Source organism: Kitasatospora sp. NPDC001175 (genome assembly GCF_053598215.1).
The window spans coordinates 207600-233280 of the sequence record NZ_JBSFJU010000002.1; the positions used below are offsets into that span (position 1 = coordinate 207600).

Annotated in this window: 24 protein-coding genes and 1 pseudogene; 11 read left to right on the forward strand and 14 right to left on the reverse strand. The window is 72.1% G+C overall.

Features of this window, described 5'->3' with window-relative positions; genetic code table 11:
* Positions 1-92 precede the first annotated feature (92 nt).
* From cysC to ACWDAK_RS02855, 5 genes are all read right to left on the reverse strand, one after another.
* Positions 93-674, reverse strand: a complete 582-nt coding sequence (cysC, locus tag ACWDAK_RS02835; RefSeq protein WP_344636558.1) for an adenylyl-sulfate kinase — start codon at positions 672-674, stop codon at positions 93-95.
* Positions 675-729: 55 nt separating this feature from the next.
* Positions 730-1422: a phosphoadenylyl-sulfate reductase gene (locus tag ACWDAK_RS02840; RefSeq protein WP_344636487.1), complete on the reverse strand. Its 693-nt coding sequence runs from the start codon at positions 1420-1422 to the stop codon at positions 730-732.
* On the reverse strand, positions 1412-1582 hold the full coding sequence (locus ACWDAK_RS02845; RefSeq protein WP_344636486.1) for a hypothetical protein: 171 nt from the start codon (positions 1580-1582) through the stop codon (positions 1412-1414). The genes ACWDAK_RS02840 and ACWDAK_RS02845 overlap by 11 nt, the downstream gene beginning before the upstream one ends.
* The gene (locus tag ACWDAK_RS02850) at positions 1579-3303 is read right to left on the reverse strand and encodes a nitrite/sulfite reductase (RefSeq protein ID WP_427393146.1); all 1725 of its coding nucleotides are present in this window, start codon (positions 3301-3303) and stop codon (positions 1579-1581) included. The genes ACWDAK_RS02845 and ACWDAK_RS02850 overlap by 4 nt, the downstream gene beginning before the upstream one ends.
* Positions 3304-3488: 185 nt before the next feature.
* A complete protein-coding gene (locus tag ACWDAK_RS02855) occupies positions 3489-3572 on the reverse strand; it encodes a putative leader peptide (protein ID WP_317634116.1) in 84 nt (27 codons plus the stop codon).
* 269 nt (positions 3573-3841) lie between these two features.
* On the opposite strand from ACWDAK_RS02855, the gene ACWDAK_RS02860 reads away from it, so the two are divergent.
* The 5 genes from ACWDAK_RS02860 (at position 3842) to ACWDAK_RS02880 (ending at position 10589) form a co-directional block, all read left to right on the forward strand.
* On the forward strand, positions 3842-5098 hold the full coding sequence (locus tag ACWDAK_RS02860) for a YihY/virulence factor BrkB family protein (RefSeq protein WP_344636484.1): 1257 nt from the start codon (positions 3842-3844) through the stop codon (positions 5096-5098).
* 149 nt (positions 5099-5247) lie between these two features.
* Positions 5248-6726 carry a glycosyltransferase family 39 protein gene (locus tag ACWDAK_RS02865; protein WP_427393145.1) on the forward strand — a complete coding sequence of 493 codons (1479 nt, stop codon included), beginning with the start codon at positions 5248-5250 and terminating at the stop codon, positions 6724-6726.
* A 482-nt stretch (positions 6727-7208) separates the two neighbouring features.
* The gene (rsgA, locus tag ACWDAK_RS02870; RefSeq protein WP_344636482.1) at positions 7209-8297 is read left to right on the forward strand and encodes a ribosome small subunit-dependent GTPase A; all 1089 of its coding nucleotides are present in this window, start codon (positions 7209-7211) and stop codon (positions 8295-8297) included.
* 166 nt (positions 8298-8463) lie between these two features.
* On the forward strand, positions 8464-10089 hold the full coding sequence (locus ACWDAK_RS02875; protein WP_344636481.1) for a DNA-3-methyladenine glycosylase 2 family protein: 1626 nt from the start codon (positions 8464-8466) through the stop codon (positions 10087-10089).
* A complete protein-coding gene (locus ACWDAK_RS02880) occupies positions 10086-10589 on the forward strand; it encodes a methylated-DNA--[protein]-cysteine S-methyltransferase (RefSeq protein WP_427393144.1) in 504 nt (167 codons plus the stop codon). The genes ACWDAK_RS02875 and ACWDAK_RS02880 overlap by 4 nt, the downstream gene beginning before the upstream one ends.
* Before the next feature lie 166 nt (positions 10590-10755).
* On the opposite strand, the gene ACWDAK_RS02885 is transcribed toward ACWDAK_RS02880, so the two are convergent.
* The 4 genes from ACWDAK_RS02885 to ACWDAK_RS02900 form a co-directional block, all read right to left on the reverse strand.
* Positions 10756-11298 carry a MarR family winged helix-turn-helix transcriptional regulator gene (locus ACWDAK_RS02885; RefSeq protein ID WP_427393143.1) on the reverse strand — a complete coding sequence of 181 codons (543 nt, stop codon included), beginning with the start codon at positions 11296-11298 and terminating at the stop codon, positions 10756-10758.
* Positions 11299-11583: 285 nt separating this feature from the next.
* Entirely contained in the window at positions 11584-12204 is a 621-nt protein-coding gene (locus ACWDAK_RS02890; protein WP_427393208.1) for a DUF305 domain-containing protein, read from the reverse strand.
* A gap of 137 nt (positions 12205-12341) precedes the next feature.
* Positions 12342-13022, reverse strand: a complete 681-nt coding sequence (locus tag ACWDAK_RS02895; protein WP_344636478.1) for a DUF3105 domain-containing protein — start codon at positions 13020-13022, stop codon at positions 12342-12344.
* Between the two features lie 113 nt (positions 13023-13135).
* On the reverse strand, positions 13136-13669 hold the full coding sequence (locus tag ACWDAK_RS02900; RefSeq protein WP_344636477.1) for a hypothetical protein: 534 nt from the start codon (positions 13667-13669) through the stop codon (positions 13136-13138).
* 1115 nt (positions 13670-14784) lie between these two features.
* Here ACWDAK_RS02900 and ACWDAK_RS02905 point away from each other — a divergent pair.
* Positions 14785-15948, forward strand: coding sequence for a protein phosphatase 2C domain-containing protein (locus ACWDAK_RS02905; protein WP_427393142.1), 1164 nt, complete (start codon positions 14785-14787; stop codon positions 15946-15948).
* Between the two features lie 57 nt (positions 15949-16005).
* On the opposite strand, the gene ACWDAK_RS02910 is transcribed toward ACWDAK_RS02905, so the two are convergent.
* On the reverse strand, positions 16006-16641 hold the full coding sequence (locus ACWDAK_RS02910; RefSeq protein WP_427393141.1) for a TetR/AcrR family transcriptional regulator: 636 nt from the start codon (positions 16639-16641) through the stop codon (positions 16006-16008).
* Between the two features lie 576 nt (positions 16642-17217).
* Between ACWDAK_RS02910 and ACWDAK_RS02915 the strand changes: the two genes are divergently transcribed.
* Both ACWDAK_RS02915 and ACWDAK_RS02920 read left to right on the forward strand, forming a co-directional pair.
* Complete coding sequence (locus ACWDAK_RS02915) at positions 17218-17697, forward strand: nuclear transport factor 2 family protein (protein WP_344636474.1); 480 nt, start codon at positions 17218-17220, stop codon at positions 17695-17697.
* A 377-nt stretch (positions 17698-18074) separates the two neighbouring features.
* Positions 18075-18335, forward strand: a complete 261-nt coding sequence (locus ACWDAK_RS02920) for a DUF7848 domain-containing protein (protein WP_344636473.1) — start codon at positions 18075-18077, stop codon at positions 18333-18335.
* Between the two features lie 412 nt (positions 18336-18747).
* Here the strand turns inward: ACWDAK_RS02920 and ACWDAK_RS02925 are convergent.
* Positions 18748-19446 (reverse strand): annotated as a pseudogene (locus ACWDAK_RS02925) (hypothetical protein); the annotation flags it as partial.
* A gap of 196 nt (positions 19447-19642) precedes the next feature.
* On the opposite strand from ACWDAK_RS02925, the gene ACWDAK_RS02930 reads away from it, so the two are divergent.
* Entirely contained in the window at positions 19643-19906 is a 264-nt protein-coding gene (locus ACWDAK_RS02930; protein WP_344636472.1) for a DUF7848 domain-containing protein, read from the forward strand.
* Complete coding sequence (locus tag ACWDAK_RS02935) at positions 19903-20064, forward strand: hypothetical protein (protein ID WP_427393140.1); 162 nt, start codon at positions 19903-19905, stop codon at positions 20062-20064. The genes ACWDAK_RS02930 and ACWDAK_RS02935 overlap by 4 nt, the downstream gene beginning before the upstream one ends.
* A gap of 633 nt (positions 20065-20697) precedes the next feature.
* Here the strand turns inward: ACWDAK_RS02935 and ACWDAK_RS02940 are convergent.
* From ACWDAK_RS02940 to ureA, 3 genes are all read right to left on the reverse strand, one after another.
* Entirely contained in the window at positions 20698-21735 is a 1038-nt protein-coding gene (locus ACWDAK_RS02940; RefSeq protein ID WP_344636470.1) for an agmatine deiminase family protein, read from the reverse strand.
* Positions 21736-21798: 63 nt separating this feature from the next.
* Entirely contained in the window at positions 21799-23523 is a 1725-nt protein-coding gene (locus tag ACWDAK_RS02945) for an urease subunit alpha (RefSeq protein WP_427394436.1), read from the reverse strand.
* A gap of 91 nt (positions 23524-23614) precedes the next feature.
* Positions 23615-24325, reverse strand: coding sequence for an urease subunit gamma (ureA, locus tag ACWDAK_RS02950; protein ID WP_427394435.1), 711 nt, complete (start codon positions 24323-24325; stop codon positions 23615-23617).
* Between the two features lie 297 nt (positions 24326-24622).
* Here ureA and ACWDAK_RS02955 point away from each other — a divergent pair, with 297 nt between their 5' ends.
* Positions 24623-25600, forward strand: a complete 978-nt coding sequence (locus tag ACWDAK_RS02955) for a quinone oxidoreductase family protein (protein WP_427394434.1) — start codon at positions 24623-24625, stop codon at positions 25598-25600.
* The last annotated feature ends 81 nt before the right edge of the window (positions 25601-25681 follow it).

The window sequence follows — 25681 nt, forward strand, 5'->3', positions numbered from 1 at the left end:
CTCGGGTTCGCTCCGGAGGCTGCCGGCCGTGAAGCGGGAAGGTCCGCCGGGCGACCGGAGGAGGCTCTGGCCCTTCGGGGCCAAGGTGGGGATCAAGCCAGGCCCCTCTCGGTCAGGAATTGGTGCAGCTCGGCGGCGGACTCGGCCACCGAACGGCCCTGCGTGTGAATCCGCAGCTCCGGGTCGTCCGGGGTCTCGTACGGGTCGTCCACACCGGTGAGGCCGGACAGCTCGCCAGCGGCCTGCTTGGCGTACAGGCCCTTGACGTCGCGCTCGGAGCAGAGCTCGACGGGGGTGGCGACGTGGATCTCCAGGAACTCCGTGCCGTTGGCGGCGTGGCGCTCGCGGACGGCGGCACGCGCGTCGGCGTAGGGCGCGATCACCGGTGCGAGCACCTTGACGCCGTTGGCGGCCAACTTCTGGGCCACGAAGCCGATCCGGGTCACGTTGGTGTGCCGGTCCTCCCGGCTGAAGCCCAGTCCTTTGGAGAGGAACTCGCGGATCTCGTCACCGTCCAGGACCTCGACCCGGTGGCCTCCGGCGCGCAGTCGCTCGGCGAGGGCGAAGGCGAGGGTGGTCTTGCCCGCGCTGGGCAGCCCGGTCAGCCACACGGTGGCGCCGCGCTCGCAGGGGGCGGCCGCGGGGGCCGCCTCTGCGGCTCCCCGGGCGGCCAAGGTGTTGGCTGTCGTCACGGTGATGTCCTTTCCGGGTAGTGGATTTGACGCATTGTCAGGAGTGGATGCCGCACTCGGTCTTGCCCGAGCCGGCCCACCGGCCGGCCCGGCCCGACTCGCCCTGGGTGGGCTTGGCGGTGCAGGAGAGCGGCGAGCATCCGATGGAGGTGTAGCCCTCCCACAGCAGCGGGTTGAGCAGGACTCCGTTGGTGTTGACGTAGGCGTCCACGTCGTCCTGGGTCCAGCGGGCGATCGGCGCGATCTTCACCTTGCGGCGCTTGGCGTCCCAGGACACCACCGGGGTGCCCGCGCGGGTCGGGGACTCGTCGCGGCGCAGGCCGGTCGCCCAGGCGTCGTACGCGCCGAGGCCGCGGCCCAGCGGCTCGACCTTCCGCAGCGAGCAGCACAGGTCCGGGTCGCGGTCGTGCAGTGCGGGACCGTACCGGGCGTCCTGCTCGGCCACGGTGAGCTTCGGGGTGAGCGTGATGACGGTGACCGGCATGGTCGCCTCCACCGCGTCCCGGGTGCCGATGGTCTCGGCGAAGTGGTAGCCGGTGTCCAGGAACACCACGTCCACGCCGGGGAACACGGTCGAGGCCAGGTGGGCGACGACGGCGTCCGCCATCGAGGAGGTGACGCAGAACCGCTTGCCGAAGGTGTCGGCGGCCCAGCGCAGGATCTCCTGCGGGGTGGCGTCCTCCAGCTCGCGGCCGGTCCGGTTCGCGAGCTCCTCCAGATCAGTGCTCATGTGCCTTGCTCCCGTCGGCAGTCGACAGCAGTCCCAGGAACTTCAGTTGGAAGGCCCGGCGACAGGCCGCGCACTCCCAGGCGCCGTGGCCGGTCTCGGACGGACGCAGGTCCTCGTCCCCGCAGTACGGGCAGTAGAACGGCGCCGCGCGCTCGCTCACGACAGCGCCTCCTCGTCGGCGCGGGCGGTCCACTGGGCGAACCGCTCGCCCTCGCGGCGCTCGGCCCGGTAGCGGGTCAGCAGCCGCTCGACGTAGTCGGGCAGGCCGTCCTTGGTGACCTTGAGTCCGCGGACCTTGCGGCCGAACCCGGCCTGGAGGCCGAGCGCGCCGCCGAGGTGCACCTGGTAGCCCTCGACCTGCTCGCCGTTCTCGTCCGTCACCAGCTGGCCCTTGAGGCCGATGTCCGCGACCTGGATCCGGGCGCAGGCGTTCGGGCAACCGTTGATGTTGATGGTCAGCGGCTCGTCGAACTCCGGCAGGCGCCGCTCCAGTTCGTCGATCAGGGTGCGGCCGCGCTCCTTGGTCTCGACGATGGCGAGCTTGCAGTACTCGATGCCGGTGCAGGCCATGGTGCCGCGGCGGAACGGGGACGGGGTGACCCGCAGGTCCAGTGCCTCCAGCCCGGCCACCAGCGACTCGACCCGGTCCTCGGCGATGTCGAGGATCAGCATCTTCTGCTCGGCGGTGGTGCGCAGCCGGTCGGAGCCGTGCTCGGCGGCCAGGTCGGCGATCTGCGAGAGCAGCTTGCCGTTGACCCGGCCGACGCGCGGGGCGAAGCCGACGTAGAACTTCCCGTCCTTCTGCCGGTGCACGCCCACGTGGTCGCGCCAGCGGCCGCTGGGCTCCTCCGGGGCGGGGCCGTCGATCAGCCGGTGGCGCAGGTACTCGTCCTCCAGTACCTGACGGAACCTCGTGGCGCCCCAGTCGGCGACCAGGAACTTGAGCCGGGCGCGGTTGCGCAGCCGGCGGTAGCCGTAGTCGCGGAAGATGCCGATCACGCCACCGAAGACGTCCGCGACCTCCTCCAGCGGCACCCAGGCACCCAGCCGCACGCCCAGCCTGGGGTTGGTGGAGAGCCCGCCGCCGACCCAGAGGTCGAAGCCCGGGCCGTGTTCGGGGTGCACCACGCCGACGAAGGCGACGTCGTTGATCTCGTGCGCCACGTCGAGCAGCGGCGAGCCGGAGATCGCGCTCTTGAACTTGCGCGGCAGGTTGGAGAACTCGGGGTTGCCGATGAAGCGGCGGTGGATCTCGTCGATGGCGGGCGTGCCGTCGATGATCTCGTCCTCGGCGACACCGGCGACCGGCGAGCCGAGGATGACGCGCGGGGTGTCGCCGCAGGCCTCGGTGGTGGACAGGCCGACGGCCTCCAGCCTCCGCCAGATCGCCGGCACGTCCTCGATCCGGATCCAGTGGTACTGGACGTTCTGCCGGTCGGTCAGGTCGGCGGTGCCGCGGCCGTACTCCTCGGAGACCTCGCCGATCGCCTTCAGCTGTGCCACGGTCAGTCGGCCGCCGTCGATGCGCACCCGCAGCATGAAGTACTCGGCGTCCAGCTCGTGCGGGTCCAGGATGGCCGTCTTGCCGCCGTCGATTCCCTCCTTGCGCTGGGTGTACAGGCCCCACCAGCGCATCCGGCCGCGCAGGTCGGCGGGGTCGATGGAGTCGAAGCCCTGGTGCGCGTAGATCGTCTCAATACGTGTCCGTACATTGAGACCGTCGTCGTCCCGCTTGAACTGCTCGTTGGCGTTCAGCGGAGTGAAGTGGCCCATGCCCCACTGGCCCTCGCCGCGGTGGCGGGTCACCTTGCGGGCGGCGGCGGGGCGGCGAACAGGTGCGCTCTCGGCCGCGGGCTCGACCGTCTCGGGAGTGGTTGCCATGGTGTCGTCCTTAGGCAGCAGGCTGGGGGCGGGGCTGGCAATCCCGGCCGCGAAACCGCTTTTGACCTGCGGATATCAAGAGACGCAGGCAGGCGGTGACCTCGGCCGGAGGGCGCCGTTTCGTCCGCGTCTGCGGGGATGGCAGGTGGTGGCGCCGGGTGCGGTGGTGGCAGCGGGGGTGGGGCTCAGGTCACCGGACAGATGGCGCTGGACACGCGAAGGAGATCGACGTGCAGTCGACCTACCAGGGTGGCTCCGGCGCTAGGCATGGCAAGAGATTCGCACGGCCGGCGACCCGCGGTCCACTAACATCCGAATAGTGGACTGATTCGTTCCATTGCATGAGACGCTGTGGGGAGGGTCCAGACCGGAGCCGCTGCGTCAGATGTCGCTCCGTGCCGGTGTGTCCGCGGCCACCCCATCGCTCCCCCTCATACGTGTCGCACGGGATGCCGCCGGCGGCGCCGTCCGCCGGCGAGTCCGCGGGCGCATCGCCGCTCGGACCGGCGGTGGGTACCGGGCCCGCTACCGTAGGGGAGTGCAACCAGCAGGGGAAACCTCCAGGACGACGCCCGACCGGCCTTCGCGACGCCGCGGCAGGCGTCGGCGTGCCAGGGCGGCATGGCGGACCACACTCTGGGCACTCATCAAGGACACCACCAACACCTGTGTCGAGTACCGGGTCACCGGACTCGCCGCGGAGGCCGCGTTCTTCACCCTGCTCTCCATCCCGCCACTGCTGCTCGGTCTGGCCGGCACCCTCGGCTACCTCGACGAGATCCTCGGCGCCGGCACCATCGACAAGCTCAAGCAGGACATCGTCACGGCAGCCGGGACGGTGCTCTCGCCCAGCTCGATCAACCAGATCGTCCAGCCGCTGTTGACCGGGGTCTTCGACAGGGCCCGGCCCGACCTCATCTCGATCGGCTTCCTGTTCTCGCTCTGGTCCGGCTCGCGCGCGCTGTACATCTTCATCGACACCATCACCGTGATGTACGGGCTCGACGGGAAGCGCGGCATCGTCAAGACCCGGCTCATGTCGCTCGGCCTCTACCTCGGCGCCCTGGTGATCGGCTCGCTGGTGCTGCCGCTACTGGTTGCCGGTCCGGGACTGGTCGTCTACGAGCTGCCCATGGCGGCGGGCGTGATCAACGCGCTGTACTGGCCCGCCACCATCCTGCTGCTGGTCGCCTTCCTCACCACGCTGTACCACGTGGCCGTCCCGGTCAGCACCCCCTGGCGGGAGGACATCCCCGGCGCGCTGGTCGCCCTCGGCGTGCTGGTGGTCTGCAGCGTGCTGCTCCGGATATACCTGATCCACTCGGTCGAGGGCCCCACGGTGTACGGGTCGCTGGCCGCACCGGTGGCGGTGCTGCTGTGGATCGGCGTGGTCGCGCTGGCCGTGCTGATCGGCGCCGCGATGAACGCCGCGATAGACCGCAGGTGGCCCACGGTCGAGACCGCCGACGCGCGGGCCGAGAACGAGCGGGCCGACGAGGAGGCCGCAGCGGCGGCGTTCCGCGAGGTCAGCGCGCGGCGGGCGGTGGAGCGGGCCCGGCTGGCGCGGGAGCTCGGGCTCGGCGAGGGCCACGAGGAGGACCTGGAGGACGAGGAGGACGACATCGACGTCCCGTCCGAGTACCCCGAACGGTGGGCGGAGATCCTGCCGCCCAAGGACCTGCGCGGACGCCTCCGTGCCGGCGGCATCCGCCGCCAGCCCCCGCCCCCACCCGACTCCGACCGCCCGGGCAGCCGTTCGGGCGGCCCCCACCACGGGCCCTGGACCGGTCGGTAGCGAGACCGGGTACGCGGCTCGGCGCCCGGCCGACCCGGCGCCCGGCCGACCCGGCGGACGGCCGGGACGCCGCGTCTCAGACGGGCGATCACCAAACCAGAGCGGCAGTCCGGTTCGGGCTCGAAGGGCAGTCCGCATACTGGATGACCGTGACCGGAATCGTGACCACCGACAAGACGGCGACGCCGGAGCGGGGCTGGCCCGTCCTCCTCCCGCCGGCCCTGCTCACCCTGCTGCTGGGGTTCTGGGGCGTCGAGCGGGGCGGGAGCATCTGGCGGGACGAGGTGGTGAGTTACCAGGTCGCCCACCGCAGCCTGCCCGAGATCTGGCGGCTGCTGCACGAGATCGACGCGGTGCACGGGCTGCACTACCTGCTGCTGAACACCGTCTTCCGGTTATGGGACGGCGGCCTGCCGGCCCTGCGCCTGCCATCGGTGCTCGCGATGGCGCTCGCCGCCGGAGCACTCGCCGAGACCGGTCGCCGGCTCGCCGGGCGCCGTGCCGGACTGCTGGCCGGGCTGGTCTTCGCGCTGGTGCCCGCCGTCCAGCAGTACGCGCAGGAGGGCCGCAGCTACGCCTCGGTGTGCGCGGCGGTGGTACTCGGCAGCCTGCTGCTGGTCCGCGCCTGGCAGCGCCCTACGGCCCGGGCCTGGACGGCGTACGGCGCGGTGATGCTGATCGGAGCGCTGCTGCACGAGTTCGCGGTGCTGGCGATGGCCGCCCACGCGCTGACGCTCTGCTGGGGCCGGGCCGGTCGCCGGGTGTGGGCCGGCTGGGCCGTGGCGGCCGCGGCCGTGCTGGCGGGCCTGTTGCCGTTGAGCCTGATCAGCCGGGCGCAGGCGGACCAGGTCGCGTGGATCACCACGCCCGGCTGGTCCGACGTCTGGGCGCCGGCCCTGACCAGCGCCGTCGGCGCGCTCTGCGCCTGCCTGCGGCAGCCCGCCGCTCCCGGCGCGCCGTGCCGGGCCCGGGCGTTGGCGTTGCCCCTGCTGGTCCTGCCCCCGGCGGCGCTGATCCTGGTCTCCTTTCTCGACCCGCTGTACGTGGACCGCTATGTGGTCTTCAGCTACGCGGGTCTCGCCCTGCTGCTCGGTCTCGCCCTCGACCGCGCCTGGGCCCGGCTGCCACGTGCGCTGACCGAATGGCCCGTCCCGGGACGGCCGGTGGTCGCCTCGTTGGCGCTGACCGTCCTGGTCCTGGCGCCGCTTCCGCTGGAACGCGGGCTGCGGACCCCGCAGAGCAGGCCCAACGACGTGGCGGCGGCGGCCCGCGCGGCACGGGACCTCGGCCGTCCGGGAGACGCGGTGCTCTTCGTCCCCGGCGCCCGCCGGGAGGCCGCGCTCTACGACCCGGCCGCCTTCGCCGGGTTGCGCGACCTGGCGCTGGCACGGACCGGTGCGGACTCCGGCACCATCAACGGCGTGGAGACCGGACCCGAGCGGATCCGTGCCGCCGTGGCCGCCCAGCGCCGGGTGGTCCTGGTCACCGACCCGCGCCCACGGGCCGGTGCCTCCGCGCGCGACCAGGCCAAACTCGCCGCGCTGGCAGCCAGGTTCACGCCCTGCCGCACCCGGGCGGTACATGGCATCACGGTCACCCTCTACACCGTCCGGGGAGCCTGCGGCTGACCTGCGCGATGAAGGCCGGTGTTGTGTGACCGAACGTCAGAACAGCTCTTGTTGAGCGGAGTTGATCACTCGAGCACTGTCGGGAGTGGCCTCTTGGACATGGTGGGCCGGCTACGTCCAGAGCCCTGTCGGTGGTCGTCGATGGCCCGGGAGCGAATCGATGACGCAGGCCGAGCAGCGACGGGCGGTCCGCGGTCGGGCTGTGGTGGTGCCCCGCCGATAACCGGTGGCGGCGACGGGCGGCCCGAACTACGGTGGCGTTGTTCGGAACGGTCCGTCAGAGGCCGTTCCGTCGGCTGTCGAGATGACGAGGGAGGTGGCGACCGTGGTGGCTGTCGTTGTCCGGCGCGTTGCCCGTGCCAAGAAGACCGGCGTTCCTACCTCCGTGGTCTCCGGCCGACCCCCTCTCACAACCATGCGCTGACGCCCGAGCGTCGAACGCGCACGGCCGGGGCCACCCTTTTCCCGAAGGGTCATCCCCCTTGAACAACTTCTCCGTCGCCCCCCTGCTGTCCGGCTTCGGCTGGGACGAGGCGTGGGCTGCCGAGTTCACTCCCCTCACCGAGGCCGGACTCACCCCCGCGCGTATCGCCCGGGTGGACCGCGGCCAGTGCGAGGTCGTGCTCGCCGACCCCGAGTCGGGCGAGCTGCGGACCGTGCGGGCCGACTCGCGGCGGGTCCTCGACCCCGACCCGGTGAACAACCCGTGCACCGGTGACTGGACGGCCGTCGACCTGGCGGCCGAACCGATGGCCACCCTGGCGGCGCTGCTGCCGCGCCGTACCGCGATCGTCCGCAAGGGTGCCCGCGGACGCTCGGAGGGGCAGGTCCTGGCGGCCAACATCGACTCCGTACTGATCGTGGTGTCGCTCGCCGCCGAACCCGACCTCGGCCGGATCGAGCGCTTCCTGTCCCTGGCCTGGGAGAGCGGCGCCGAACCGCTGGTCGTCCTCACCAAGGCCGACGTGGTGGACGACGCGGAGTACATCCGGTCCGATGTCGAACAGATCGCGCCCGGAGTGACCGTCCTGGTGGTCAGTGCCGAGACCGGCGAGGGGATCGACGTCCTGCGCGCCTGCCTCGGCGGTTCGACCGCGCTGATCGGCCAGTCCGGAGCGGGCAAGTCCACCCTGACCAACGCCCTGACCGGGACGGACACCATGGCAGTCCAGCGGACCAGGGACCGGGACGGGAAGGGCCGCCACACCACCACCACCCGGGAGCTGGTCCCGCTGCCCGGCGGCGGCGTGGTCATCGACACCCCCGGGCTGCGCGAGGTCGGCCTGTTCGGTGGCGAGGGCCTGCGGCAGGCCTTCGGCGAGATCGAGGAACTGGCCGAGGACTGCCGCTTCCACGACTGCGGCCACAACACCGAACCCGGCTGCGCCGTGCGGGCCGCGCTCGCCAACGGCACGCTCTCGGAGCGCAGGTGGGAGAGCTACCTCAAGCTCCAGCGGGAGAACGAGTGGATCGCCTCCCGGACCGACGCCCGGCTGGCGGCCGCCCGGTTGCAGCGCTGGAAGGCCATGACCAAGACCATGCGCGGGCCGAACAGCCCGATCCGCCGCTGACCGTCGCCGTCCACCGCCGTGCGGCCGCTCCCGACCTCGGGGGTGACCGCACGGCGCCCGTTCCGACCGGCCGTCGCACGGCGCCTGCCCCACGACTCCCGTGCTGCTGACGGTCGTGTCCGATTTCCGCCAGTCGATGCCTCTCCGGTGACGCAGACTGGACAGCGTGATCGACGACGACACCCGCTACCGAGCCGTGGACAGCAGGGACGCCCGTTTCGACGGAGTGTTCTTCACTGCCGTCCGCACCACCGGCATCTACTGCAGGCCGAGCTGCCCCGCGGTGACTCCGAAGCGGGTGAACTGCGCCTTCTTCCCCACCGCGGCGGCCGCGCAGGGCGCCGGCTACCGGGCCTGCCGTCGCTGCCGTCCGGACTCCGTCCCCGGGTCGCCCGAGTGGAACCACCGGGCGGACCTGGTGGGCCGCGCGATGCGACTGATCGGTGACGGAGTGGTGGACCGGGAGGGAGTCGCCGGGCTCGCCGACCGACTCGGCTACAGCTCACGCCAGTTGCAGCGCCAGCTGACCGCCGAACTCGGGGCCGGCCCGCTCGCACTCGCCAGGGCGCAGCGCGCCCAGACCGCCCGCCTGCTGCTCCAGACCACCGAACTGCCGGTCACCGAAATCGCGTTCGCGGCCGGCTTCGCCTCGGTCCGGCAGTTCAACGAGACGGTCCGCGAGGTCTACGACCGCACCCCGAGCGGTCTGCGCGCCGAGGTGGCGGGCGGCCGCCGCAAGCCGGCCCGGGGCGGCACGATCAGCCTCCGGCTCGCCTACCGGGGTGCCCTGGACAGTGAGCACCTGCTCGACTTCCTCGCCCTGCGCGCCGTCCCCGGCGTGGAGGAGGTCGTCCCCGGCGTGCAGACCGGGGCGGATGCAGGAGCCAAGGCCGGGCCGGGCGCCGACGCGCCGTCGGGTCCGGCCGCCGGAGCACGGAACGGCGTGCGCACCTACCGGCGCACCCTGGCGCTCCCGTACGGCCACGCCGTCGCCGAGGTGGACGGCCTCGGCCCGGGCACCGATCCGCGCCGTGGCTGGCTCGACTGCCGCCTGCGCCTGACCGACCTGCGCGACCTCACCACCGCCGTGCACCGCCTGCGGGCGCTCTTCGACCTGGACGCCGACCCGGACGCCGTGGACGCCCGGCTCGGCGCCGACCCGGTGCTCGGTCCTCTGGTCCAGGCCCGCCCCGGCCTCCGTTCGCCCGGCCATGTGGACCCGCACGAACTGGCGGTCCGGGCGGTGCTCGGCCAACAGGTCTCCGTCGCCGCCGCGCGTACGCTGGCCGGACGGCTCGCCGGCAGGTACGGCGTGCCGCTGGCGGAGCCGGACGGCGGGCTGCGGGTGCTCTTCCCGAGCGCCGCCGCCCTGGCTGAGGCGGAGCCGGGCGACCTGGCCATGCCGCAGTCCCGCCGTCGGGCACTCACCGGCCTGTGCAGCGCGCTCGCGGGCGGCACGGTACGGCTGGACGGTGGCGTCGACCGCGAACAGGCCGCCGCAGCGCTGCTCGACCTCCCCGGGATCGGCCCGTGGACGGTCGGCTACCTGCGGATGCGGGCCCTCGCCGACCCGGACGTCTTCCTGCCCACGGACGCCGGGGTCAGGCACGGGCTGATCCGCCTCGGGCAGTCGGGCGACCCCGGGGCGGCCACCGCGGCCGCGCAGGCCTGGGCACCGTGGCGCTCGTACGCGGTCCACCGACTGTGGTCCACGGCCTCGGCTGCGCCCGGGGACGCGGAACGGAGAACTTCGAGCAGTGTTTCGAACAGTACGAAGGGTGAACAGGCATGACGACGGTGTTCACGACCATGGAGAGCCCGCTGGGCGTACTGCTGCTGAGCGGTGTCCTGGACGGCAACGGTCCGGCCGCGCTGACCGCGGTGACCGCCCCCGGCCAGAAGGGGGCACTCGCCGAGCCCGCCCCCGACTGGGAACCGGACGCGCTGCCGCTGGCCCCGGCCGTGGAGCAGTTGACCGCCTACTTCGCCGGTGAGCTCACCGTCTTCGACCTGCCGCTGGCACCGGTCGGCACCGAGTTCCGCCAGCAGGTCTGGCGTGCCCTGGAGGACATCCCGTACGGCACCACCGTCACCTACGGTGAACTGGGGGCGGCGGCCGGGCAGTCGCAGCGTGCGGTCCGAGCGGTCGGCGGGGCGGTGGGGGCCAACCCGCTGCTCGTGGTCCGGCCGTGCCACCGGGTGATGGGCGCCAACGGCGCACTCACCGGCTTCGCCGCCGGGATCGAGCGGAAGCGCTGGCTGTTGGAACACGAAAGCGGAACGCTCTTCTGACGTCCGGTCATCCGTCAGGGCTGCGGGGCTGGTGCTTCCAGGGGAGAACTTCCAGCCGGGAGAGGCACTTTGGGGTCGCGGGGAACTGCGCGAGAAGCCGAGCACTTCGGTGGAGGGTTGGCCGCACGGTTCCTCGTACCCCTGCCGGGACGTTCCGTGCGGAGGCTCAGAGACCGGGGCGGTCCTCGGGGGCGCCGGGGCCGGACAGGGCGGTGGCGAGCTGTTCCAGGCCGGGGAGGGCGCGCATGACGGCGTCGCGATCGGCCGGCGAGAGGCTCTCCAGGGCGTCGGCCATCCGGCGCTCGTGAGCGCGCTGCCAGTCCCTGAGCTGTTGATGCCCGGCCTCGGTCAGGGCGATCCGGGCGGTGCGGCGGTCGCCGGGGTCGGCCTGCCGGTCGACGAAGCCGGCCTCCAGCAGCTTGCCGACCAGCCCGCTGACGGTGTTCGGGGCCAGCCGCTGGCGCGCGGCCAGTTCGCCGACCCGCAGCGGTGCGGCGGCCAGCGTCTGGAGCAGTTCGACCTGCGCCATCGGCAGCGATTCCCACGGGTAATCGGTGCGGATGCTGCTGCGCAGCGCGCGGCGCAGCCTGGTGATCACATCGGTGAGTCGCTGGGCGCGCTCGATCGCCACGGCCTTCTCCAGCGCGGACTCGTCACCGGTGTCGGTGGGGTCGGGGGAGGTGGGAGAAGGGTTGGGCAGCGATGGCATGGCGGACAGCGTAGCGCCTCTTACGCCGCTGGTTCGGCCCGCGACCAGCTCTGTCGACGATTGCATCCCATGCCGAGATGGTCGTCAGGGGATAATATCTGCAAGCGAGTGATTCTGTCTCCGACATAGTTTGAAGCACCTGTCTCACCTGGTTCTGCCGCTCGCAGCCGCCGACCGGACGGTACCGCTCTCCGAGAGGTAATCCGCACGCCGAGCAGGACGGGGTGTGGTGAACCGGCCGGTCCACCACACCCCGTCCCGCTCGGCAGGTCGTCCGATCGCCCGTCAGGAGAGCGGCTTGGCGCCGCGCTCCGCGAGCATGCCGGTGATCAGGTCGATCTCGGAGCGCTGCCCGTTGACCATGGTCTGGGCGAGCCGCTTCTCCACCGGGTTGGTGCTGAGGTCGACATAGCCCTGGGCCATCGCGACCCCGCCCTTGTGGTGCTCGATCATCAACTGGAGGTAGTACACCTCGGCGTCCCGCCCGCTGAGCCCGCGCAGTCTGTCCAGTTCGACGTTGGTGGCCATGCCAGGCATCAGCGAACCGTCGTGCGCCGGGTAGGGGTGGTCCATCTTCATCCACGCCATCGGCGGGGCGGCCGAGCTCTGGGTCAGCCCCCACTGGTCGAGCCAACCCATCAGCATTCCGCGCTGGTTGGCCTGGGTGTTGATGATGTCGAACGCCAGGTTGCGGACCGCGGGGTCCTGGGTGCGGTCCCGGACGATGAACGACATGTCGATCGCCTGCTGGTGGTGCGTCGCCATGTCCCGGGCGAACCCGGCCTCGGGCGATTCGGTCGACGGCGCGGACGCCACCGTCCCCGCCGCGGTCGAACCGCCGGCCATCAGCGCCGGGATCCCCAGCCCGAGGGCCACGGCGGCGGCCAGCGCGGCCGGCCACCACATCCGTCGCCTGCGCGGCTTCGCCAATTCCTCGATGTGCTCGATCGTCTCCGCCGCGTCCACGGATTCCACGGCCTCCACCGCCTTCTTCGGGTGCGGATCGTCCACGGTCACGTTCCCGGCCACGCCCTCACCACCGGTCACTGGGCGGTACTGCACGACGCGCCCGGCTCCTGGGTCTGCGGGCCCTGCACGTACTTGGTGAAGAACTCGTCCACACGCGGGTCCTTGGCGCTGTCCAGGACCAGCTGGGTGCCCCAGGCCGTCAGCGTGATGGTGCCCTTCTCGTCCGGGTACGGGCTCATCAGCGAGTACGGGGTCGCCTTCACCTTGGCCGACAGCGTCTTGAGGTCGTCAGGGGTGGCCTTGGCGTTGTAGGTGACCCAGACCGCGCCGTGCTCCAGCGAGTGCACCGCGTTCTCGTTCGCGAGCGGCTTGTCGTAGACCGTGCCCATGCAGTTGGCCCAGACCGGGTTGTGGTCGCCGCCGACCGGCGGGGTCTGCGGGTAGTTGACCTTGGTCTCCACATGGTTGCGGGACAGCTTGTCGTAGGTCTTCACGCCCGGGATCGGGGCCTTCGCGGCCGTGTCCTTGGCGTCCTGCTTCGACTTGGCGTCCAGCGCGACCCAGGCGCCGACGCCGATCATCCCGGCGACCAGCACGCTCGCCGCGCCGATCGCCACGAACTTGTTGCGGCGGTCGCGGCGCTGCTCCGCGGCCCGGAGCTCGGCGATCCGAGCCCGTCGGTCGGCCACCCCGGGCTTGCCAGCCGTGGCCTGGTCCTTGCCCGGCTTGTTCGACTGCTTCGATGCGGAACCCATGGGAAGTGTCCTTGTCCCCGCCGCGTGTCAGGGCACGGCGGTATGCGGTGTGGAGGGGATGGCGGAGCCGTCGGCCGTCCGCGGGGGCGGTGCGGGCCGACGGTGGGTTCCGCTCAGGACCGCTGGACCTGAAGCACGTGCAGGTCGGGCGCGTGGTCGAGCCCGGTCGGCGCGGTGGGCGCGGCCGGGCGGGGCGGCGCCTCGGGTGAGAGCGGCTGGTTCGGCACGGCGGCCGCCGGCTGCGGCGGCGCGTTCGGCAGCTGGGACTCCTGGGCGCAGAACGGGTGGCTGGAGCAGCCACTGCCGGGCACCGGATGATCACCGTCGACCGAGCACCAGGTCAGCGGCAGGCCGCCGTCGAGCGGCAGGCCGTACAGGGTGCGGGTGGTGACGCCGTGCCCGTGGGTGCCGCTCGCGCGGGTGGCCGGTGCGGCGCTGTGTGCGGTGGCGGCCGAGGGGTCGGGCAGCGCCGCGGTCACGGTGGTGGCCGGGCTTTGCCCGGGCTTCGCCGGCGCGGCCTGGGCACGGCCCGCGCAGGGCAGCACGGCCAGCAGACCGACCAGTAGCAGGACCAACAGCGCGCCCGCCGGGCGGCCCGCGGTGCTGGCCCTCCCCGGCTGCGGTGCGGTGGCTCCCGGCGCGGTCATGCGCACATATTAATCAGCCGAACGAGCGAAGCGATGCCCCTTGCAGGCCTTCATTTTTCGGCTTCGTGGCCCGCATTCGGTACCGAATCCTCCCCGGTCCGGGCAGTTCCGGCCAGGTCGGGACCGATCGGGCGCATCGGTGGCCGGAATGCTGCCCCCACCGGGTGACCGGTTGTCCACGATTCCCGGACAGCGTCGTTCTCGTTGGGGACAATGACGTCGAGTCCGGCACCCCAGCCCGCTCGGCAGACGGCAGTACATGGACGAGGAGCCGCCAGATGAGCGACCAGGGCGCACCCCCGCACCACCAGCCGGACGACGGCTGGTGGCACATGGTGTACGCGGGCCCGGCGGGCACCCTGCCGGACACCCCCGGCGCCACCGCGGACGAGGGCAGCGTCGACGACTGGTTCGACATGGTGGTGGGGATGATCGGCGTGCGGCGAGCCGGGGCCCCGAGGGTGGGCGCCCAGCGAGCGGGCGATTCGGCTGCGGGCGGTACGCACGACCTACGGGGCAGGGGCAGGAACCGCGAACAGGCCCCCTCGGCGGCGGACCACAGCGGTCGGCCGGGCTCGGCCGACTCCCTGGAGCCGCCCGAGGGACCGCCGGGGAGCGGGCGCCCGGTTCCGGCCGAGGTCAGCGTCGACGACTGGTTCGACACGGCTGCCGGCGTGATCGGTGCGAACCGTGCTGCGCCGCAGTCACCTCCGGAACCTGCTGCTGAGACCGAGTCTGCGGCCGAGCCTGCGCCCGCGTCTGCGGCCGAGCCTGCGCCCGCGTCTGCGGCCGAGCCTGCGGCCGAGCGCGAACCCGAGGCTGAGTGCGAGCCTTCGGCCGGACGTGAGCCTGTGATCGTGCCCGAGCCAAGGCCTTCGGCCGATCCAGGGCCTTCGGCGGCGCCAGGGCCTAAGGCCGAGTGCGAGCCCGGGCCCGGGGCAGAGTCCGGACCTGTGCCCGCCACGGTGGTGGCCGCCGGGAAGCAGCCCACGCCTGAGCCGCCCAGCCTGGTCAAGCCCGCCGGTGAACGCGATGCCCCGGCCGCGCCCGAGCCACCGGCCGGGCCGCAGAAGCCGGCCGTACCAAACCGGCCGGACGCACCGCAGGCGCCGGGCATGTCGGAAGCACCGAAGGAACACGCTCCCCGGCCCGAACCGTCCGCCGTTTCGGCACCGGCCTCCGCTGCCACCCCGGCCGCCAAGGTCACCGGAACCGGCGGAACCGGCGGAACCGGCGGAACCGGCGGAACCGGCGAAGCCGCCGAAGCCGCCGAAACCGGTGAGTCCGCGCCCCGACCGCCGTCCCCGCGACGGCCGTCCCCGCGCACGGCCTCCCAGCACCAACAGCCGTACCCCGTCCCGCACATCGGCGAGCGCCCGCCCACCTACGGGCCCGAGCCGACCACCCTGCCCGTTGCGGAGCCGGACGGCCTCGCCGCCCTCGCCCCGGACACGGTCATCGAGGGCGCGCAGTACGGCCCGGCGACGCTTCGGGCCGTCTCCGCACGCGGGGACTCCGGCCGCTACCGGGGCGAACCCCGGCGGGACTCGCTCCTGGTCACCCGTTTCGGCGAGGGCGAGGAGGGCCTGCTGCTGGCGGTGCTCGCCGCGCCCGGTCGTGGGCGGCCGCAGTCCGCGGCGGCAGCGGCCGAGGCATGCCGTCAGCTCGCCGCCGCGATCGGCCGCAGTCGGCCCGAACTCGCCGCCGACCTCCGGACCGGTGCCCGCGATCGCCTCCGGTACGGCCTGCAGCGCCTCACCGCCCGTGCGGCCGCGCCGCTCCGAGCCGGCGAGCCGTCAGCCGGGCCGGCCGCCGCGGTGGACTCCGGAGCCGCTGCCCCCGCCGGCCCGGCAGCCCCGCACACCGCCGGATCGCTGCACTGCCTGCTGCTCTCGCTGGACCCGGAGGCCACCCACCGGGCCGCGTTCGGTACCGGACCGGGCGGCCTCTACCTGCTGCGCTCCGGCCACTGGATCGACGCGTACGGAGCCAGGCTGCTGCACCACCCCGACGGCAGCCAGCCCGTACCGCCGCCCTCGGTGGCGCCCCCGCGCCCGTTCCGTTTCAGGCTCGTCCCGGCCACCCCGGGCGACATCCTGCTGCTCTGCTCACCGGGTCTGGCCGAACCGATCGCCGAGGAACCAGCCGTAGCACGCTTCCTGTCGAGCCACTGGGCCCACCCACACCCGCCGGGAACGGTCGACTTCCTCCGCCAGGTCCAGGTGCGTGCCAAGGGCTACACCGACGACCGTACGGCGGCCGCCCTCTGGACGGAGTAGGGACGGAGCAGCCGGGCGGCAGCCCCGGCGCTGGTTCAGCGCGGGCCCAGCGCGGGCTCAGCGCTTCGGCCCCAGCAACGCCGCCGTGACGGACATGACCTGTGCGGCGGCCTCGTCCCGGCTCGCCCCCGGGAGCCCGATCGCGATCGGCACCGAGAAACCGTCCAGCAGCGCGCGGATCTGGACGGCCCGGTCGTGCGCCCCGCCTGCCGTGAACTCGCCCTCCGCCACGCCCTCCTCGATCAGCGCGACCAGGTCGGCCTGCCAGGGCGCCTCGATCTCCAGCTGTCCCTGCCGGATCTCAGCGCTCGACGGTGAACGCCCCCACACCTCGACCCAGAGGATCCAGCGCGGATCCCCGGGCCCATCGGGCAGGTACAGCTCCGTGTACGCCGCGAGCCGCGCCCACACGTCACCGCCGGCGCTCTCGCCACCACCGCCTTGACCGCCGCCGCGCTCCAGCGCGGCGCGGCGGCGTACGCCCAGTTGCTCCTCGCTCCAGCGCAGGGTCTCCAGCAACAACTGGTCCTTGCTGCCGAAGTAGTAGAGGAGGTGCCCGGCGCTCATCTGGAGCTGTTTGCCGAGCCCGGCCATCGTCAGCTTGGCGACACCGTGTTCCGCGATCGCGGCCCGAGCGGCGGCGAACACCTCCTCGCGCGGCCGCGCAGCCCGGCGCGCCCGTGCCTGCGCCATCTGCTCTTCCTCCTCCTGACCCGCTCCGACCGGCCTTCCACGATAAGGCTTCGACGACCTCGGGCCCTGGTTGGCCGGGGCCGGGGCCGACGCGGTTCGGGGCTCGTCCGGGATGGTGTGCCGTCAGAGCTGCCCGACCGCGCGAACACGGCACCCACTTCGCCGTCGCACGGTCGCCGGCGGTGATCAACGGTACCGGTGGAAACGCGCTCTCAAGGATGAGTTGAGGTGCGTCGCGGTTGACGTGCGCCCGCAGGGGATGTCGCCGCCCATGGCCCCTGCCGACCTGCGCTCGCCGCCCGGCCGTGGCCGCGACTCCCACGGGACAGTCGGCCGGTTCGTCGGTACCTACCGCCCTGAGCAGCACTGACCGGTTGCGGAGTGCCCGTCGACATAGGACGCGCCGTATCCCTTCAGCCGGACCGGTAGCGGCGGAGCGGGGCCGGCCGGGCACGGTCGCGGTCATGTCCGTGGCAGAACTCCGGTCGGCCGCAATGGAGTTAGGTTATGCAGGTGAAAGGTCAGCGATACGGTGGATGTCCAGAGCCGACCGCACCGAACTGGAGCTCAACCACCATGCCGAATCCGAACGACTCGACCGCCCCGGGGCCCCGCGAGGTCCTGACCCGCTTTCGGCAGGCGATAGTCGACAAGTCCGCCGACGCTCTGGCCGAGTTGTACGCCCTCGACGCCGTCCACGAATTCCCGTTCCTCTTCCCGGGCATGCCCGACAGCTACCAGGGCCGGGAGGAGATCCGGGCCGGCTACCGGGCAGCCTGGGGAGCGAGCCCCGCGCAGCCGACCGAAGTTCGCGAGGTCGCCGTGCACGAGAGTGCCGACGGCGAGGTGATCGTCACCGAGCAGATCGTCCTCGGGACGCTGGCCACAACCGGCCGCCCCTTCAGCCTCCCCGGCCTTCTGGTGCTCAGAATCCGCAACGGCCAGATCGTGCACGCCCGCGACTACATGGACGGCCTCGGTGTCGCGCACACGATGGGCCGGCTGACCGGCGTGGCCGCCCAACTCGACGGGACGGCCGCAGCGCTCCAGGCGTGACCGCTGGCCGGCGGCTGACAGGCAGGGCGGACCTGGCTCGTGGGGCTCAGGAAGTGCCGGTCCGCTCCCGAATGCCTGCGGAGTGGACCGGCCGGTTCGTGGCGTGCGCCGGAGCATGCCGAATCGACCGCATGCTGCACGGGTGATCGGAGCGGCGGCGTGCGGCGAGGCAAGGCGAAGCAACTGCTCGCACTGCTCGGCTGTTGATCAAGTCCGTGCACCGATGGACATCCCGTTGTGCGGCTTCGTGCATCCAACTACCTTGATCTAAAAGAAATATGAGTTTTCATCCGCTTTTAATCCCCTAGGTGCAACCGATGGTCGAGTTACTCAAGTCCGTATGGGCACGCCAATGACCCGTTTGAGAGACAGGCAGCATGCGCAAGCTGTTCCGATTCGTTGACTGGACCCTGACGCCCGACCGCGAGCCGGACGCGCCCCCGATCCTCCACATGTACCGCTGCCTGGGGGAGGACGAGGACGGCAAGCCGTGCGGCGCCGAGGGGCCGGTCTGCGAGGACTTCGAGACCGCGCAGAAGTGGCCGTTCGAGCACATCAAGGAGCAGCAGGAGCACCGTAGTTACACCCATGTGGCGATCACGCCCTGGCTCATGGTGCCGGGGGAGGAGCCCAACTGAGAGACCCCGGCCTAGGGGGCTCGACGTGCCTTCTCAGCGGCCGAGCTGCTCGCGCTCCAGGTCGGCCGGTTTCGGGTGACCGTCCCGCCCCAGGGGCCCGGGGCGGGACGGGATGCCGAACGCCCGCTGCGGCCACGTAGGCACAATGGCGTGACCGGCCCAGCGCGCGACTGGCTGGAGCGGGGTCGTTGGCCGCTGGTGGCAGTTGCTGTGCTGACCGGTCTCGGTGCCCTGGTCGTCTCTGCCGTCGCCCTCGTGCGCCCCTGAACACGCTGCCCCCGCTCGGCTCCGGCCGGGCGGGGGCGACCTGCGTTTTGCACTGGTCCAGCTTCTTCGGAACCGGTAGCCAACTTCGTGTCGGCTGGTACGTTGAGAACAGCCTCCGCTGTGCCGGTGGGGGCTTTTGTTTCGCTCAGGCTGCCTTCAAGCGCGCCACCTCGGCCGCCCGCTGGTCGAGCTGCTGCACCGCTCGCAGGCCCGCGTACGGGGCGATCTCAGGCCGGAGCGTCCGGAAGTGTTCATCTCCCCGGGCCGAGCTGATCGTCACGTAGTCGTCGAGGAACGCGTTCCACGTCTCCGCAGCAGCTTCGACGTGCCGCATCTTCATCTGGCGGCGCGCGAGCAGCCCGTTCGCGTGCACCCTGCCCTGCTTCTCGTTCGTCGGTCGGGCCCGGTTCGACGCGCGAAGCGCCCTGACCGAACCGGCCTGGTCTCCGGGCTCCCACAGCACGTGGGATACGTGGAAGTGGTATGCCGCCTGGTCGTAGCCGCCTACGGCGTCATTCCGACCGTCGGCCCTCGACAGGGCGTCTTCGGTCTCGCGCAGGCGGGCGAACGCCTGCCGCTGGTCCTTCACCATCGCTGCCCCGTGGGCCTGCTGGCCGCGCAGGAACGCTGTCAGACGCGGGCCGGCGGCCGGGGCAGCCTCGGCGGCGCTGTCGGCCAGCTCCAGCGCCTTCGGACCGTGCCCAAGGCTGGAGGCTTGCAACGCCATCCCGCGCAGGGTCCGGCAGTAGGTGATGTGGTCACCAGCTGCAGCCGCCATTTCGAGCGCTCGTAGGTAGTAGCTCTGCCCGAGGCCGTGCGCGGTCTCGTACATCGCCATCCACCGGGAGACTGCGTCGTGTTCGACGGCGCGCTCACGCCGCACGGCCGGACGCCCCTCAGCGCCGGGGAGAGCGTCGTCCTCATCAGCTTCGGCTTCCGCGCGCGTGACCAGGCTCCGCGTACGGTCACCCACCTCCCTCCGGTCCCGCGCTGAGGGCGACGTGCAGCTGAACATCTTCCACCGCCCTTGAGAGAGCAGCATGCCCCGCAAACTCTTCCGCTTCCTCGACTGGACCCTGACGCTGGGCCGCGAGCCGGACGCGCCCCCGATCCAGCACCTGTACCGGTGCCTCGGCGAGGACGAGGACGGCAAGCCGTGCGGCGCCGAAGGGCCCGTCCACGAGGCCTTCGCGACGGCACAGAAGTGGCCGTTCGATCACCTCAAGGTGCAGCAGGAGCACCGGTCGTACGCCCACGTCGCGGTCACGCCCTGGCTCATGGTTCCGCAGGAAGAGCCGTCGTGATGCCCGCCGACGAGTTGCAGGCCGAGTACCGCGAGGTCGCCGAGCGCCGGCGCCGCGGACTCCCGGACCCGATCGCCTCGATGGTGGCCTACGTGCTGTCCAGCGGCTGCATCGCCGGCCTGGCCACCCTCCTGCTCGTGTCCGCCCGGCGGCACTGAGTCCCCAGTCGCAGACCCGCGCGTTCCGGCGGCTCCTCCCTTCCATGTGGCTGGGCCCGTGCGCACCCTCCCGCCCTGCCGACCGGTCGGCAGGGCGGGGGTAACTCGCCCGTACGCCGGTCCAGCGCCAGACTCAGTGCGGGCTACAGAGAGGTTGTTGCAGATGAGTCGCACACCGCCGCTTGGCGCCAAAGGCCCGTCCTGGCCTGGTGGACGACGCGGAACCCGCGGCCCCGGAAAGGGCCCACGTCTCCCGTTCCACGGACCTGAAGATCCGACCGAGGAGGAGCAAGCTATGAACCCACAGCGCCCGCCGAGCAGTCCCCCGGCACCCGGCAGCCCGCCGTCGCCTCCGCCCGGGCCGAGCACCCCGCCCCCGCCGCTCCCGCCAAACGATCCCCCGAAGAGCTAGCAGGACCCCAGACTCCCGCTGCAGCCCCGTCAGCACACCGGCACAGCGGGACCAGCCCCGGCCAGCCGCACACCCCCGAAGCGGCCGGCCGGGGCACCGGACGAACCGGCCGTGTGCTCTCACCAGCTCACGGCAGCTGCTAGATCTTGCTAGGAGCTGCTAGCTCCTCCCAGGTCCGTTCGATGTAAATCCCTAGGTCAGCGCCATGGCCTCGAACGGCGTCAGCCCTTCGGCTGCTGCTGCGTGATGCAGTGGATGCCGCCGCCGTTGGCGAAGATCTCGCGGGCGTCGACCAGTTCGACCTTGCGGTCGGGGTAGGCGTCGCCGAGGATCGAGGCGGCGACCTGGTCGCGGGGGTCGTTGAAGCCGCAGAGGATGACGGCGCCGTTGGCGACGTAGTGGTTGATGTAGGAGTAGTCGACCGGCTCGCCGTCCTCGTCGGTCAGGACGGTGGGGGCGGGGAGTTCGATGACCTCCAGCTGGCGGCCGGCGGCGTCGGTGGAGGTGCGCAGGACGGTGAGGATCTCCTTGCAGACCTCGTGGTCGGGGTGGGCGGGGTCGGGCTGGACGTGGGCGAGTACGACGCCCGGGCGGACGAAGGAGGCGACGATGTCGATGTGGCCGCGGGTGCCGAACTCGTCGTAGTCGCGGGTGAGTCCGCGCGGGACCCAGATGGCCTTGGTGGTGCCGAGTTGGGCGTGCAGCTCGGCCTCGACGGCCTCCTTGGTCCAGTCGAAGTTGCGACCTTCGCCGAGCTGGACGGTCTCGGTCACTAGGACGGTGCCCTCGCCGTCGACGTGGATGCCGCCGCCCTCGTTGATCAGCTTCGAGACGAAGCGCCGGACACCGGTCAGTTCGGTGATCTTCTCGGCGATGTGCTGGTCGTTGTCCCAGCTGGCCCAGGACTGTGCGCCCCAGCCGTTGAACACCCAGTCGGTGGCGGCGACTTCTCCCTTGCCGTCGATCAGGAAGGTGGGGCCGATGTCGCGCATCCAGGCGTCGTCCAGCGGGCGCTCGACCAGCTCGACCTCGGCGGAGACGTAGCGGCGGGCGGCCTCGGCCTCGCCGATGTTGACGATCATCGTGACCGGCTCGTACCGGACGATGGTGTTGGCGACCTTGGCCCAGGCCTCACGGCCGGCGTGCAGGTGCTCCGGGGTGTCGAAGGTCTGGTTGGCGGTCGGGAACGCCATCCAGGTGCGCTCGTGGGGGTGCCACTCGGCGGGCATCCGGAAACCGAGGGAAGCGGGAGTCGTCATCAGGGGGATGTCCTAAGTCCGCGGCGGTGTGGGGGAATCGGGGGTTCGGGGGATTCGGCGGGGTCAGAGGAAGTACAGGCGGCTCAGCGAGACGCTGTCGGCGGGTGCGGAGCGCAGCGGCGAGCCGTCCAGGGAGACCAGTCCGGTGTCGGCCTCGACGTCGACACGGCCGATCCGGGCGTTGCGGACCATGTCGCGCGGACCGATGCCGCGGGTGTTCCGGACGCCCACGCGCCGCCTGCGGGTGGGGAGTTGGTCGGCGGCGGCGTCCAGGTAGGAGGCCTCGGCCGCGGCCTGGGCGACGAAGGCGACCGAGATGTCCGCGGCCGTGGCGCCGTGGGCGCCGAACTGCGGTCCCAGTACCAGGGGTTCGCAGCGGTCGGTGGAGGCGTTGGGGTCGCCGACCACTCCGTACGCGGGGAACCCGGCCTTGAGTACCAGCTGCGGCTTGGCGCCGAAGTGGTCGGGTCGCCAGAGCACGATGTCCGCCAGCTTGCCGACCTCCAGCGAGCCGACCTCGTGGGCGAGGCCGTGCGCGATGGCGGGGTTGATGGTGAGCTTGGCGATGTAGCGCAGCACGCGCTCGTTGTCGTCGCCGCTCGCGCTGGTGCCGTACGAGCCGGTGCCGTCCAGCGGGCCGAGTTCGGCCTTCATCTTGCCGGCCATCGCGAAGGTGCGGCGCACCGTCTCTCCGGCCCGGCCCATGCCCTGGGCGTCGGAGGAGGTGATGCCGATGACCCCGAGGTCGTGCAGCACGTCCTCGGCGCCCATCGTGCCGGCCCGGATGCGGTCGCGGGCCATCTTGGCGTCGCCGGGCAGGTCGACCTTCAGGTCGTGGGCGGAGACGATCATGTCGAAGTGCTCGCCCAGTGCGTCCCGGCCGAACGGCAGGGTCGGGTTGGTGGAGGAGCCGATCACGTTCTCGACGCCGGCCATCTTCAGCACGTTGGGGACGTGTCCGCCGCCGCAGCCCTCGATGTGGAAGGCGTGGATGGTGCGGCCCTCCAGCACGGCGAGGGTGTCCTCGACCGACAGGCACTCGTTCAACCCGTCGGTGTGCAGGGCGACCTGGACGTCGTACTCCTCGGCGACCCGCAGCGCGGTGTCCAGGGCGCGGGTGTGTGCGCCCATGTCCTCGTGCACCTTGAAGCCGGAGGCGCCGCCCTCGGCCAGCGCCTCGACGAGCGGGGCGGCGTCGGAGGACGAACCGCGGCCCAGGAAGCCGATGTTGACCGGCCAGGCGTCGAAGGCGTTGAAGGCGTGCCGCAGCGCCCAGGGGGAGTTGACCCCGACGCCCCAGACCGGGCCGAACTCCTGGCCGATGATCGTGGTCACTCCGGAGGCCAGCGAGGCCTCCATGATCCGCGGGGACAGCAGGTGGACGTGGGTGTCGATGGCGCCGGCGGTGGCGATCATCCCCTCACCGGAGACGATCGTGGTGCCGGTGCCGACGACCACCTCGACGCCGTCGAGGGTGTCGGGGTTGCCCGCCCGGCCGATCGAGACGATCCGGCCGTCCCGGATGCCGATCGAGGTCTTGCGGATGCCCTGGACCGCGTCGATCACCAGCACATTGCTGATCACCACGTCGCAGGTGTCGCGGACGGCGGCGGCCTTGAGGTGCAGTCCGTCGCGCGCGGTCTTGCCGAAGCCGGCCAGGAACTCCTCGCCGGGCGCCTGCGAGTCGGACTCCACCCGGATGATCAGACCGCTGTCGCCGAGGCGGATCCGGTCGCCCGCGCGGGGGCCGTGGACGGAGATGTAGTCGTGCGGAGTGATCGCGGTCATGCTCCCGCCTCCGGGCAGTCGTGCGGGGTTCGGGCTGGGGTTGCGGGGGTCGTCCCCCGCGGGGCGGCTGCGTCGTGGGGGGTGATCGCGGTCACGACTCGATCTCCGCGTCGTCGAACTTGGTCAGGTAGCCGGTGGCACGGGCCTTGGCGAGGGCGGCCTCGCGGGCGCCGGGGGCGTCCAGCGGGCCGTCGACCAGGCCGGCGAAGCCGATGGCGACGCGCTCGCCGCCGATCGGGACCAGGCCGACTTCCACGGTGGCGCCCGGGTCGAAGCGGACGGAGGAGCCCGCCGGTACCGCGAGGTGGGTGCCGTAGGCGGCCTCCCGATCGAAGGCCAGGCGCGGGTTGGCCTCGAAGAAGTGGAAGTGCGAGGTGACGGAGATCGGCACCGGTGAGGTGTTGTGCACCAGCAGCACGACCGTCTCCTCGATCGGGTCGTAGCCCCTGCCCTCGCCGAGCAGGGTGGTGCCGGGTGCCTCCTCGCCGAGCGAGCCCGCGCCCTTGAACGGATCGTTGACCACCGCGAGGCGGGTGCCGTCGTCGAACACGGCCTCGACCTGGATGACGGTCACCACGTCCGGGACGCCCGGCAGCACGTCGTCGGCGGTGAGCACACTGCGGCCGGCCTCGATGGCCTCGGCGAGCCGGAGGCCGTCGCGGGCCGCCTCGCAGACGGTGTCGGCGATCAGGGCGGTGGCCTCGGGGACGTTGAGGCGGACGCCTCGGGCGCGCCGGGCGCGGGCCAGTTCGGCCGCTGTGAAGATCAGCAGCCGGTCCCGTTCGGTGGGGGTCAGTCGCACGGTTCCTCGCTCGCGGGATGCCGGTGGAGCCGGTGTCAGGGGCGGTCGGGGTGGGGGTTCTCGGACTGGTTAGAACGTCGTTCAAACAGCTCTCCGGTCATTGAACCCGGGCCGGGCCGCCATGTCCAGCGTTGCCCGTGGCGGGGCGATCGGCGCGCCGGATGTCGCAATCGAGTATTCGGCTACCCATGAGTATCAGGGGCCTGATATAAACAAGGCGCCTTGCAATCATGAAGAGGCGCCTTGTAAACCGACCCCTGCAGGGTCGAGTACGTCCGAGTCGTGAGGAGCGCAGCCGTGCGCGCTGTCCGTTACACCCGTACTGGTGGCCCCGAGGTCCTGGAGATCGCCGAGGTGCCGGCCCCGCGGCCGGGAGAGGGCGAGGTCGCCATCGACGTCAGCCATGCGGGTGTCCACTTCGCCGACGTGATGTTCCGGCGCGGCCAGTTCCCGCTGCCGCTGCCCGCCGTCCCGGGGCTGGAGGTGGCCGGTACGGTCGCCGAGCTCGGCCCGGGCGTCACTGCGCTGCGGGTCGGCCAGCCGGTGGTGGCGGTGCCGACGGGCTTCGGCGGCAACGCCGAGCGGGTCATCGCGAGCGCCGTCACCACCATCCCGCTGGAGGGCGAACTCGCCGGTCTCGACCCGGCGTTGGCCGCCGGTGCGGCCTGCAACGCGGCCACCGCCGTCGGCACCCTGCGCAACGCGGCCCGGGTCGAGAAGGGGGACCGGGTCCTGGTCCTCGGCGCCTCGGGCGCCCTGGGTCTGCTGCTCGGCCGGCTCGCCCGCACCCTGGGCGCCGCCCTGGTGGTCGGCGCCGCGAGCACCCCGGAGCGTGCCGCCCGGGCGGTCCGGGCGGGCTACGACCACGCCCTGACCTACGGCGAACTCGCCGCGAAGATCGATGAGTTGACCGACGGGCAGGGGTACGACGTGGTGATCGACTCGGTCGGAGGTGAGCCGCGCGAGCAGGTCAGGGGGCTGCTCGCGGTGTTCGGCCGGCACGTGGTGATCGGCAACGCCGCCGACCGGGACATCACGATGGACGCCAACCAGGTCTGGTACGAGAGCTTCACGCTCGCCGGCTACAACCTCGGCGGCGTCCTGGGGCGCCGCCCCGACCTGCTGCGCGCGCACCTGGAGGAGGGCCTGCGCCTGGTCGCCGACGGCACCCTGCTGCTGGACGTCGAGGAGATCGGCTGGGACGGAGTCGCCGAGGCGCACCGCAGGCTGGAGGGCCGCACGGCGATCGGCAAGTACGTGCTGCGGGTGCGCTGAACCTCCCCGGCCCGGGCGGCGATACTGGTCGGGGCCCGTCCGGGCCCCGACCGGTGCCGCAGTCGGCACCGGCGGAAGCGA